This is a genomic window from Formosa sp. F44 (assembly GCF_056238645.1).
Map to the genome: position 1 here is coordinate 377,783 of NZ_JBWDLJ010000003.1, position 12,664 is coordinate 390,446.

The window sequence follows — 12,664 nt, forward strand, 5'->3', positions numbered from 1 at the left end:
ATGGACTTTAACGTTTCGAAATTTCATCTCGAATTTTAACAGCTTTTTCATAATCTTCATTCATGACTGCTTCTGTTAATAATTGATTCAATTCGTCTAAAGTTTTACTTTTATAAACATCTTGAGCAGATGGTTGTTCATGTTCTTCAGCAATCAAATCTTCAACTAAAACATCATTATTATCGGATGCTTCATTTTCTTTTTCAGGATTCACTTTTAAGTAAATACCTGCTTTATCCAAAATGTTTTTATAAGTAAAAATAGGGGCTTGGAAACGTAAAGCCAAGGCAATGGCATCGCTTGTTCGTGCATCTATTATTTCTTCAATTTTATCGCGCTCGCAAATTAAGCTAGAATAAAATACGCCATCTACCAGTTTATGAATAATAACTTGCTTAACAGTAATGTCAAATCTGTCGGAAAAATTCTTAAATAAATCGTGGGTTAATGGGCGTGGAGGCCTTATCTCTTTCTCAAGAGCTATGGCAATAGATTGTGCTTCGAATGCGCCAATAACGATTGGCAATTTGCGGTCGCCGTCTACCTCATTGAGTATTAAAGCGTAAGCGCCATTTTGCGTCTGGCTGTATGAAATACCTTTTATATTAAGTCTAACTAAACTCATAATTTAAAAACACAAAAGACTGTTTAAATTAGGACTTTACCAAACCTATTTCTAGTTTTTTGTTAAAATTAGAAAATGAAAATAGGCGAACTCCTTTAAATTTTAAGTGAAATTTGAAGGGTAGGAGTCTTTTAAACAGTCTTTGATTGTAGTAACAAGTTAATAAAATTTATGCGTTTTGTGCTTTAAACGCTTTTAATTTTTCGATTAGTGCTGGTACAACTTCAAAAGCATCACCAACCACTCCGTAGTCTGCAGCTTTAAAGAAAGGAGCTTCTGGGTCTGTGTTAATTACTAATTTTACTTTAGAAGCGTTAATACCTGCTAAATGCTGAATGGCTCCAGAAATTCCTATAGCAATATATAAGTTAGATGCGACAGGTTTTCCTGTTTGTCCAACATGCTCACCGTGTGGTCTCCAACCTAAATCTGATACGGGTTTAGAACATGCAGTTGCGCCACCTAGAACTTCGGCAAGATCTTCAATCATACCCCAGTTTTCAGGTCCTTTTAATCCGCGACCTCCAGAAACTACAATTTCTGCGTCTGCGATAGTTACTTTATCTGTGGCTTTATCTACAGATTCTACATGTACGCCGTTTTCAGGAATAGATGGAGAATAGCTAGTAACTTCGGCCTCTGTTTTATTTTCCTGTATTCCGAAAGCATTTTTAGAGACTCCAATTAATTTAATATCTGTACTTATGCTTGTTTCATTGAATGCTTTATTGGTAAAAGCTGTACGTTTTACTGTAAAAGGAGAAACACTTGAAGGTGCAGCAACAACATTAGAAGCGTAACCTGCTTTTAAAGCGATTGCTAATAATGGTGCTAAATATTTACTATCTGCGCTAGAACTTACAACAATAACTTTAGAGCCTTGTTCGTCGGCTGCTTGGTTAATAACGTTAGCATAAGATTTTGCATTAAATGCGCTTAATTTTTCATCGGTAATATTTAATACTTTAGTGACTCCGTAGGTTCCTAAAACTGAAGGATCTTCTGCATTAATAGAAACTGCAGTAACCGACGTTCCTAATTGGTCGGCAACAGCTCTGGCGTAAGATGCTACTTCGAAAGCAACTTTCTTAAATTTACCTTGTTCTGATTCTGTATATACTAATACTGACATAATGTTTTGATTTTAAATTTCAATAGAAAAAATTCTTTGTGGTATTGAAATGTGATTAAATGACTTTAGCTTCGTTGTGAAGTAAATTAACTAACTCGTCTAAATTATCTGGAGATATTAAAGTAACAGCTCCTTTAGGGGTTGGTTTTTCAAATTTCACAGAAACAGTTTCGGTAGAAGCTTCTATAGGTTCAAGAATAGTTAGTGGTTTTTTACGCGCCATCATAATTCCTCTCATATTAGGAATACGTAAATCGCTTTCTTCAACTAATCCTTTTTGTGCACCTATAACTAAAGGTAAAGATGTGGATACGGTTTCTTTTCCGCCATCAATTTCACGAATAGCTTTTACATTAGTACCATCAATTTCTAGGCTAATACAAGTGTTTACAAAATTAGCGTCTATTAATCCCGCAATCATTCCTGGGACCATACCACCGTTATAATCTATAGATTCACGACCAGCAATAACCAAATCGTAGGCACCGTCTTTTACTACTTTTGCTAACTGTTCTGCAACAGCATAACCGTCTAAAGCAGGTGTATTAACGCGAATAGCGCCATCTGCACCAAGTGCTAAGGCTTTGCGTAAAGTGGGTTCGGTTTCAGGTCCGCCAACATTAACAACGTCTACACTAGCGCCTTGCTTTTCTTTAAACCACATGGCTCGTGTTAAACCGTACTCGTCGTTTGGGTTAATTATAAATTGTACACCACTGGTGTCGAATTTAGTATCTCCTTCTGCAAAATTTATTTTTGATGTCGTATCTGGAACGTGACTTATACACACTAATATTTTCATAATATTTATTTGTTATTATATATTAAGTATAGTTTTATTTGGTTACGAAGTTATTGAATTTTATTTTAATTTTACTATGCGTGCATAGTAAAAATGTAAAAAAAAGAGTTAAAAATTGCTAAATGTGGAATTTAGAGACTGCAATTAGCAAATATGTTATTACAGAATTGTTTATAACGTGTGTAATATTTAATTACAATTTATAAAGTTAGAAGTCTTTAGTTACTCCAATAATATTTATGGGTTTTATAGCACCAAGCACATGTTAAGGTGTATAAAATATGCTCTCAGATTTCTTTGATTTCCGTAATCTGTTCTTACAATTAGAGAGCTAGGACAAAAGTGGCTTTTGTATAAATTGTATTTATATATTTTAACTGTTGACCGCATAAAAAAGGAGGAGAAAAAGGGATGGGAATCGAGTAAATACACGGGGCAATTTTGATTTTTGAAACGCAGTGTAAGTGCTTTTGCGAATTTTATTTTCAATTTAATAAATTAATAAGAATTCTTTTATCGAAAGTTTTGCATTTATTGTTATTTTTGTGGTCTTATAAAACATGATACATGAGAACAATTCAATTCAGAGAAGCGATTTGTGAAGCCATGAGTGAGGAAATGCGCAGAGATGAGAGCATTTACTTAATGGGTGAAGAAGTTGCTGAATACAACGGTGCATACAAAGCATCAAAAGGAATGTTAGACGAGTTTGGTGCAAAACGTGTTATCGATACACCTATTGCAGAATTAGGTTTTGCAGGTATAGCTGTAGGTTCTACTATGACTGGTAACAGGCCAATTGTAGAATATATGACCTTCAACTTTTCGTTAGTTGGAATTGATCAAATTATAAACAATGCGGCTAAAATCAGACAAATGTCTGGTGGACAATTTAAATGTCCAATCGTATTTAGAGGACCAACAGGTTCTGCAGGACAATTAGGAGCAACACACTCTCAAGCTTTCGAAAGCTGGTTTGCTAACACTCCAGGTTTAAAAGTAATTGTACCTTCTAATGTATACGATGCTAAAGGACTTTTAAAAGCGGCTATTCGTGATGACGATCCAGTAATTTTTATGGAGAGTGAACAAATGTACGGTGATAAAGGTGAAGTGCCAGATGGAGAATATGTTCTACCAATTGGTGTTGCCGATATTAAACGTGAAGGAACAGATGTTACTATCGTTTCTTTTGGTAAAATTATTAAAGAAGCCTACACTGCTGCAGACGAGTTAGCTAAAGATGGTATTTCTTGTGAAATTATCGATTTACGTACGGTACGTCCTTTAGATATAGATGCTATTATAACATCTGTTAAGAAAACAAATAGATTGGTAATCTTAGAAGAAGCTTGGCCATTTGGAAATGTATCTACAGAGATTACATACCAAGTGCAAGAAAAAGCATTCGATTACTTAGATGCACCAATTATAAAAATAAATACTGCAGATACTCCTGCACCTTATTCGCCAGTATTATTGGCAGAATGGTTACCTAATAGCGACGAAGTTGTTAAAGCTGTCAAAAAGGTAATGTATAAGAAATAAGTTGCATTATATTGCATAATTAAAACTTCATCAACATGATTAATTGCTGGTGAAGTTTTTTTTTAACTATGAATTTAAGACTTAGCCTCACATTTTTCCTCCTTGGATGTTTATCCATACTAGCTCAGACAAAAGTTAGTGGTAACGTCTACGACATAAATAACGAACCTGTAGCTTATGCTAACGTTATATTTAAAGGTTCTTCTCAAGGAACCATTACCAATGAGGATGGTAAATTCTACATGGAATCCGATTCCGATTGGGATACCCTTTCCATTTCTTTTATTGGCTATATCACCCAAGATGTTCCATTATCTAAAAATGCTAATTACAATCTAAAAGTTGTTTTAGAAGAAGAAACTGCACAGTTAGACGAAGTGGTTATTGTAACCGGAAAACAACCTAAAAAAAATAATCCCGCAATAGATATTTTAAGAAAAATATGGGAACACAAACGGAGAAATGGACTCCAGAAATTCGATCAATATGAATACCAGAAGTATGAAAAAATTGAATTCGATTTAAATACCATAGACAGTTCTTTAATGAAAAGCAGAATTTTTAAGGGTATGGAATTTATCTTTGAATCTGTAGATACCTCTAATGTTACAGGAAAAACATATTTACCCATTTTTGTTAACGAGTCGTCAAGTAAAGTATATGGTAACAATGTAACTTCTAAAGAACGCGATGTTTTAAAAGGAAATAAAATGTCAGGTTTTAGTAATAATCAATTCATTTTAGATTTTATTAAAGACCTGTATTCTCAGTACGATGTTTACGAAAACTATCTTAAATTCTTCGATAAGAGTTTTGTGAGTCCGCTATCTAAAACGGGAATAAATGTATATAATTACGTCTTGTCCGATAGTGCCTTTATCGATAATAAATGGTGTTATAATATTATTTATTATCCGCGTCGTAAAAATGAGCTAACCTTTAAAGGCGATTTTTGGGTGAACGATTCTACGTTTGCTATTAAGAAAATAAACATGCAAGCCTCAAAAAGTGCGAATATAAATTGGGTAAAAGAAATTTATATAGAGCAGGAATTTGATGTTTTAAACGATTCTATATTTCTTATAAAACGCGACTATTTTATGTCGGATTTTGCCTTTAAGAAAAAGGAAAAAGCCCGAGGAGTCTACGGGAAACGTACCACGCTTTACGATAATTACGTGTTCGATAAACCACGTGCAGAAGAATTTTATAACGAAGAGGTGTTCGAGTATAACGAAGACACCTACAATCGAGACGATGAGTTTTGGGAGGCTAATAGGCAAGAAACCTTAAGTAAAGACGAAAAAGGGGTTTATAAAATGCTCGATACTTTACAAACCGTAAAGAAATTTAAACGCTTGTATAGTGCCGGAACTATTTTGGCTTCAGGTTATGTCGAGTTAGATCAGTTAAACATGGATTACGGTCCTATTTTTTCAACCTTTGGATATAATGAAGTTGAAGGGTTGCGAATTCGAGGAGGAGGAAGAACCTATTTTGGCGCAAACGATCCTTGGCGTTTAGAAGGTTTTGGAGCTTATGGTTTTAGAGATGAAAAAATAAAGTATGGGATTTCCGGAAAATGGTTAATTAATAAAGAAAACCGATTTATAATCTCTGGAGGACATAGAAAAGATATTGAACAAATTGGTGCAAGTTTAACTACATCTACAGATGTGCTAGGACGTAGTTTAGCGTCGTCGGCATTATTTGCAAAAGGAACTAACGATAAATTATCGAACATAGAACTGACTAGTTTAGCCTTCGAATTGGAACCAATAAAGAATGTAGTCTTTAGGTTAGGAGCCGATTTTAGAACCTTGAGTTCGGCTTCAGATGCTTTTAATTTAGATTATTATATAGATGATACGTATACCGAAGTGGCTTCAGAAATAAAGCAATTCGAAACAGCGCTTTCGGTTACTTATTTTCCTAATAGGCGCATGACGGGGTATGGTGTAGAGCGTGCAAGAGCCAATAATGACTTTGCAACTCTGTTTGCACAAGTAAGTCATGGTGAGAAAAACTTGTTAAAAAGTGATTTCGACTATACCAAAGTGCAGTTTTCTTATACGCAGCCCTGGCAGGTTGGCGGCTTTGGAAGATTGTTAACTACTGTCGAGGCTGGTAAGACGTTTGGGGAAGTGCCACTAGGCTTATTAAGTGTGGTGCCTGGGAACCAAGCTTATTTTTCTATATACAACACCTTTTCACAATTAAACTATTACGAATTTATTACAGATACTTATGTGTCTGCACATATGGAGCATAATTTTAACGGAAGATTATTCTCTAGAATTCCTTTACTTCGTAAATTAAATCTTAGAGAAATTGTAGGTTTAAGAGGAGTTTGGGGAGAAATTTCTGATGAAAATATAGCCCTGAGCGCATCAGATGTGCCGTACCGTGCACCTAGCGATAAAGTGTATTATGAATACAGTTTTGGAATAGGAAATATCTTTAAAGTTTTTAGAATAGATTTTAACTTTAGAGGAAATTACTTAGAAAACCCAGACGCCCGTAATTTTGGTGTTACAGGTACTTTTGGATTCTATTTTTAATTTAACGGCTTTAAATTGTAGGAATTATCATTTTTGAATGGTTTAATTCTGATTATATAAAAATCAATTCATTTTTAGGTTGCCTATAATTGTAGGGTTCAGTACATTTACCTACACTAAACATAGTTAATATGAGTCCAGAAAAACACGAAACTTTTGATGTATTAATAGAAATTCCTAAAGGAAGTAGGAATAAATACGAATATGATTTTAAATTACATAAAATCAGATTCGATAGAATGCTATTTTCTTCTATGATGTATCCAGGAGATTATGGTTTTATTCCAGAAACTTTAGCATTAGATAAAGATCCATTAGATGTACTTGTACTAGGACATCAGCCAACTTACCCAATGACGGTAATGGAAGTGAGACCAATTGGAGTATTCCATATGACCGATGAAAAAGGACCGGATGAGAAAATTATTTGTGTACCTGTTTCAGATCCTATTTGGAATAACAAAAACGATATATCAGATTTAAACCCACACCGTTTAAAAGAAATTGAGCACTTTTTCCAAGTTTATAAAGATTTAGAAGAAAAGAAAGTAGACACAGGTGGATGGAGTGATGCTGTTGCTGCTTTAAAAGTATACCACGAATGTGTGGATCGTTATAACGAAAGCGAGCATAAAGAGCGCGGAGATTTTAAAATCTAAATATTTTTCTTAAAATATATCAAAAACCACATTTAAACATGACAAATGTGGTTTTTTTGTATCCATTATTTTGGTAAATTTATAGTTACATAATTAACTAACTTTTATAAATTACTATTGAAATATGGAATATTTAGTAAAATTTTTACCAATATTTGGGATTCTCGCATTAATTTTTGTTTTTCTCAAAAGTGGTTGGGTATCTAAACAGGAAGTAGGTGACGAGAAAATGTCACGTATTGCCAAAAACATAGCAGATGGTGCTATGGCATTTTTAAAAGCAGAATATAAGGTTTTAGCAGTTTTTGTGGCCGCTGTAGCCGTGCTGTTATACTTTAAAGGTGTTTCTGAGGTTGGATCTAGTGGTATGGTAGCTTTATCTTTTATAGTAGGAGCTATTTGTTCTGCTTTAGCTGGATTCATTGGGATGAAAGTCGCAACCAAAGCCAATGTAAGAACAACACAGGCAGCAAGAACATCGCTAGGAAGGGCACTAGAAGTTGCCTTTGCCGGAGGTGCTGTAATGGGACTAGGTGTTGTTGGTTTAGGTATCTTAGGTTTAAGTGGTTTATTTATGTTGTACCAGAACATGTGGCCAGGTGCCGAAAACCTATCTATGGTATTAAACGTACTTTCAGGATTTTCGTTGGGAGCATCTTCCATAGCCTTATTTGCCCGTGTTGGTGGAGGTATTTATACTAAGGCGGCAGATGTTGGTGCAGATTTAGTTGGTAAAGTAGAAGCAGGTATTCCTGAAGATCACCCGTTAAACCCTGCTACTATTGCAGATAATGTGGGAGACAATGTTGGTGACGTTGCAGGTATGGGAGCCGATTTATTCGAATCGTATGTTGGTTCTATTATTGGTACTATGGTATTAGGAGCCTTTATTATAACTCCTGAATTCGATGGGTTAGGCGCAGTATATTTACCACTAGTTCTTGGAGCTGTAGGTATTGTAATGTCTATACTAGGAACATTCTTCGTAAAAGTAAAAGATGGTGGAAATCCACAAACGGCATTAAATATTGGAGAATTTGGTTCTGCAGGTTTAATGGTAATAGCGTCTTATTTTATAATTAGTTCATTAATCCCAGAGACGGTTCAAGGTTTGCCTTTTGGAGCTTGGGGTGTTTTTATGGCTACTGTTGCCGGTTTAGTTGCTGGTCTTGGTGTTGGTAAAATCACAGAGTATTATACAGCTACTGGTAAAAAGCCAGTAATGTCTATAGTAAAACAATCTGAAACAGGATCTGCTACAAATATTATTGCAGGTTTAGGTGTTGGTATGATGTCTACTGCAATTCCAATTTTATTAATTGCGGCAGCGATTATTATTTCACACTATTATGCAGGTTTATATGGAATCGCCATTGCTGCAGTAGGAATGTTAGCGAATACAGGAATTCAATTAGCTGTAGATGCCTATGGCCCTATTTGCGATAATGCCGGTGGTATCGCAGAAATGGCAGAATTACCAAAAGAAGTACGTGAACGTACAGATAAATTAGATGCTGTGGGTAATACGACTGCAGCAGTAGGAAAAGGTTTTGCTATTGCGTCTGCAGCCTTAACAGCTTTAGCGCTTTTTGCGGCCTTTATGAAAACGGCAAATGTAATTGCTATAGACGTGTCTCATCCAGGTATTATGGCAGGACTTTTAGTTGGAGCCATGTTACCTTTTGTATTCTCTGCGTTGTCTATGAATGCTGTGGGACGTGCGGCTATGGCAATGATAGAAGAAGTTCGCAGACAGTTTAGGGATATTCCAGAACTAAAAGCCGCTTTAGGCGTTATGCGTAAGTACGATTCAGATATGACCAAAGCTTCAGTAGAAGATCGTGCTATTTTTGATAAAGCAGATGGTGTCGCAGATTACGGAAAATGTATCGATATTTCAACCAAAGCGTCAATTAGAGAAATGGTGTTGCCAGGATTATTAGCTATAGCAGTTCCTGTTGCTGTTGGTTTTATTGGTGGTGCCGAAATGTTAGGAGGGTTACTTGCCGGAGTGACCTCGTGTGGTGTGCTAATGGCTATCTTTCAATCTAACGCTGGTGGAGCATGGGATAATGCTAAAAAGACCATAGAAGAGCAAGGTAGAAAAGGAACAGATGCACATAAAGCTGCCGTGGTAGGAGACACCGTTGGAGATCCGTTTAAAGATACGTCAGGACCATCTTTAAATATCTTATTAAAATTAATGTCGGTTGTAGCCCTAGTTATTGCACCAAGTATTGCTTTAACATCAGATAATATTGCAGATTATAACCAAAGTAATATTGGAGCTCCAACAGAACTAATTCAAGACGTTAGAAAAGAGGTTCAAATTCATATTGATGAAGCAGGAGAAAAAATCGCAGAAGTAACTACTTTTAAAACCGTAGATGGAAAAGAAGTTGTTGAAACAATAATTTATGAAGGGGAAGATGTAAATCAATTCATTCGTAAAAAATAGAAAATTAATTTAGTTATTAAAAAACCGTCTAGAAAGTGATTTTTAGACGGTTTTTTTTATGGATTATAATTTAAGGTTCGGTAATAATCCGGTATTTTTACACTAAGTTTTTATAATTAAATATGTTCAAAAAAGATCCGTTACAAATTATTGCATTTCAGAGCTATGGAACCAATACGCATTTTTATTTGCGCGGTCGAGCTCTAGAAGATGAAACTATAGATTTGCAACAAAAAGGGTTGTTTAAACTTTTAATAAATACGTATAAACGATTTGAAAGTGATGAGGTTAAACATATCGAGCTAAATTTGCGGTTGCCAAATGATAAGGTCGTGAAGGTAAAAACCGATGCTCATGGTTATTTTAAATCGGAAGAAACGTTTGATAATTTACAAGACTTAACAAATGATGAAGGCTGGTTGCAAATTGTCGCGTCTTACAATGATGTGAATATTAAGCGGAAAATAACCAATGATAATCGTTTTCCTGCCGAAATTTTAATTCCTTCTAAGTCTGTTGCATTTGGAGTAATTAGTGATATAGACGATACTATAATTCATACTGGTGTTGCATCATTCTTAAAATGGAGAGTGCTAATAAATACCTTTTTTAAAGGAGCCTTTAAACGTATTCCTTTAGAAGGTGCTGCCGAATTTTATCATATGTTACATAAAGGACGTTCGGGGGTCAATGCAAATCCTATTTTTTATGTTAGTCATAGTCCGTGGAATTTATATCGCTACCTAGAGTTTTTTTTGAAGACCAACAATTTTCCCAAAGGGCCAATTCTGTTGCGAAGTATGAATAGTATTTTCAAAAGAAAAAAAGCAAGTGAGAAGCCTGAAAAACAAAAGGAAATTATAAACATCCTTAAAATGTATCCCGATCTAAACTTTATTCTTATCGGAGATAGTGGAGAGCACGACGCAGATATTTACATAGAAATTGCAGAATTATTTCCTAAGCGTATCTTAGCTATTTATTTAAGATCTGTAGATCATAAAGAAAAAATGCTACGTGTAAAGGGTATTTTTGAATCGTATAAAACAACTCCAGCTTTATTAGTCAATTCTAGCAAGGAAGCTATAGACCATGCTAGAGAGAGTGGGTTTATTCAGTAATACGTTAGAATAAACCGTTTATTTCGGCATCAATTCTGTTAATTACGTAACCTAAATCTTCGGGGTTATCTACAAAATCTAAATTGTCTACATCAATAATTAAAAGTTTTCCTTTATTGTAGCCATGAATCCAAGCTTCGTAGCGTTCGTTTAATCGACTTAAGTAATCTATGCTTATAGAGTTTTCGTAATCGCGACCACGTTTTTGAATCTGTCCAACTAAATTTGGAATAGAGCTTCTTAAATAAATTAATAAATCAGGACCTTGAACGACAGATTCCATTAAATCGAAAAGCGAACGGTAGTTCTCAAAATCACGATTGGTCATTAAGCCCATAGCGTGTAAGTTAGGAGCGAAAATATGAGCATCTTCATAAATTGTTCGGTCCTGAACAATATCTTTTCCGCTTTCTCTAATCTGAAGCACTTGTCTGAAACGGCTATTTAAAAAATACACTTGCAGATTAAAACTCCAACGTTCCATCTGGTTGTAAAAATCGTCTAAATACGGGTTGTCTACAACATCTTCTAATTGAGCTTCCCATTTAAAATGTTTAGCAAGTAATTTAGTTAGCGTTGTTTTTCCAGCGCCAATATTTCCGGCTATTGCTACGTGCATAATTTAAATTGTTTTTAAATGGAATTGATTCAGAGTTTTCAGGTCGTAAATATACAAGGTTTCATTGGTAAGCAAAAACTGTTTTATTAATAAATCTGGTAGCTCTATTTTAAGGAAGTTTGTGGTGCCTTTCTTTAGATAAAATAATTCATCTTTTTTCTGAAGCACTATATTCTCGTTGCTTTCATCTAATTTGGTAAAACCTTCATTTTTAATTTTTTGCACTAAAGAACCTACGTAATTAAATTGATAAATATATTCGGTAGTGAGTAACCAGCACCAATTATAATTACTTGCAATATCTAAAACTTCAGCATTTATAGGTGTTGTAGAGGCTCTTAAAGTATTGGTTTTATAATCGAAAAGCTCTAATTGCTGTGTGTTATCGTTAAATAACCACAAAGTGGTATCGTATCCAGTAGATACATGTGAGGGGTTTCTATATGGTGCGATGGTATTAAAATCTATTTTGAAAATTTCGGCTAGACGATTATCTAAGATAATAATTGTATTAAAATTCTGATAGAACAAGTTTAACCGTAAGGGGTTAAATGTATTCACCGTGTGTATGTTGCCTAATTGTAGGTTGGTGTAATGTAAAGTGTGTTTGGTAGTTTGTTTAGAAAATTCGTTCTGATTAATAAAATAAAGGGTTTCCAATGCATCGGCATCTATAAAAGAGGATACTTTAAGCGATTGCGATTTCTCTAAAGTAACCTTAATAGTAGCTTGGCTATGTACATATAGCGTTGAAAATAGGAAAGCGTATAGTAAGAATTTCATATTTGAAAAGTACAAAAAATTGAATGACTCTTTGCAAATAAAAAAGCACCCTAATTATTAAATTAGGGTGCTTTAAACTTCTTAATAGGAAAAAATTATTCTTTCACTATTTTAAAATGCGTTATAGTATTGTTAGAATGTACGGTTACTACGTAAATTCCAGTTGCCAAATTAGAAGTATCTAGGGCAACAGATGCCGAATTAGATTTCTCAGTAAGTACCGTTTTACCCATTAAGTTATTAATGTTAAAAGTTAAATTACTCCTATTATGTGAGAATGTTCTATAGTTGTTTTCCATTAACTTTTTAATAACTTAAAATAAAAATGTCTCCAATTATTTATGAAAACAAAAGAG

The 12,664-nt window shown here is 34.5% G+C and carries 11 protein-coding genes; 5 read left to right on the plus strand and 6 right to left on the minus strand.

Going from position 1 to position 12,664, the window contains the following annotated elements; genetic code table 11:
• Positions 1-7 precede the first annotated feature (7 nt).
• From AC0UBM_RS11650 to AC0UBM_RS11660, 3 genes are all read right to left on the minus strand, one after another.
• Complete coding sequence (locus tag AC0UBM_RS11650; RefSeq protein ID WP_475688730.1) at positions 8-625, minus strand: bifunctional nuclease family protein; 618 nt, start codon at positions 623-625, stop codon at positions 8-10.
• Between the two features lie 169 nt (positions 626-794).
• Positions 795-1,757: an electron transfer flavoprotein subunit alpha/FixB family protein gene (locus AC0UBM_RS11655; protein ID WP_475688731.1), complete on the minus strand. Its 963-nt coding sequence runs from the start codon at positions 1,755-1,757 to the stop codon at positions 795-797.
• Between the two features lie 55 nt (positions 1,758-1,812).
• Complete coding sequence (locus tag AC0UBM_RS11660; protein WP_475688732.1) at positions 1,813-2,559, minus strand: electron transfer flavoprotein subunit beta/FixA family protein; 747 nt, start codon at positions 2,557-2,559, stop codon at positions 1,813-1,815.
• 567 nt (positions 2,560-3,126) lie between these two features.
• On the opposite strand from AC0UBM_RS11660, the gene AC0UBM_RS11665 reads away from it, so the two are divergent.
• The 5 genes from AC0UBM_RS11665 (at position 3,127) to AC0UBM_RS11685 (ending at position 10,906) form a co-directional block, all read left to right on the plus strand.
• Complete coding sequence (locus AC0UBM_RS11665; protein ID WP_414036662.1) at positions 3,127-4,107, plus strand: pyruvate dehydrogenase complex E1 component subunit beta; 981 nt, start codon at positions 3,127-3,129, stop codon at positions 4,105-4,107.
• A 68-nt stretch (positions 4,108-4,175) separates the two neighbouring features.
• A complete protein-coding gene (locus AC0UBM_RS11670; protein WP_475688733.1) occupies positions 4,176-6,668 on the plus strand; it encodes a DUF5686 family protein in 2,493 nt (830 codons plus the stop codon).
• Positions 6,669-6,799: 131 nt separating this feature from the next.
• Positions 6,800-7,327 carry an inorganic diphosphatase gene (locus AC0UBM_RS11675; protein WP_414036664.1) on the plus strand — a complete coding sequence of 176 codons (528 nt, stop codon included), beginning with the start codon at positions 6,800-6,802 and terminating at the stop codon, positions 7,325-7,327.
• A gap of 124 nt (positions 7,328-7,451) precedes the next feature.
• A complete protein-coding gene (locus AC0UBM_RS11680; protein ID WP_475688734.1) occupies positions 7,452-9,785 on the plus strand; it encodes a sodium-translocating pyrophosphatase in 2,334 nt (777 codons plus the stop codon).
• A 122-nt stretch (positions 9,786-9,907) separates the two neighbouring features.
• Entirely contained in the window at positions 9,908-10,906 is a 999-nt protein-coding gene (locus AC0UBM_RS11685) for an App1 family protein (RefSeq protein ID WP_434036993.1), read from the plus strand.
• Positions 10,907-10,910: 4 nt separating this feature from the next.
• Here the strand turns inward: AC0UBM_RS11685 and AC0UBM_RS11690 are convergent, their stop codons facing one another.
• The 3 genes from AC0UBM_RS11690 to AC0UBM_RS11700 all read right to left on the minus strand — a co-directional run bounded on the left by AC0UBM_RS11690 (position 10,911) and on the right by AC0UBM_RS11700 (position 12,607).
• Positions 10,911-11,525 (minus strand): deoxynucleoside kinase, encoded by a 615-nt coding sequence (locus AC0UBM_RS11690; RefSeq protein WP_382382557.1) that lies wholly within the window; start codon positions 11,523-11,525, stop codon positions 10,911-10,913.
• 3 nt (positions 11,526-11,528) lie between these two features.
• The gene (locus tag AC0UBM_RS11695; protein WP_475688735.1) at positions 11,529-12,308 is read right to left on the minus strand and encodes a hypothetical protein; all 780 of its coding nucleotides are present in this window, start codon (positions 12,306-12,308) and stop codon (positions 11,529-11,531) included.
• A gap of 95 nt (positions 12,309-12,403) precedes the next feature.
• A complete protein-coding gene (locus tag AC0UBM_RS11700) occupies positions 12,404-12,607 on the minus strand; it encodes a T9SS type A sorting domain-containing protein (protein ID WP_475688736.1) in 204 nt (67 codons plus the stop codon).
• Positions 12,608-12,664: the final 57 nt, after the last annotated feature.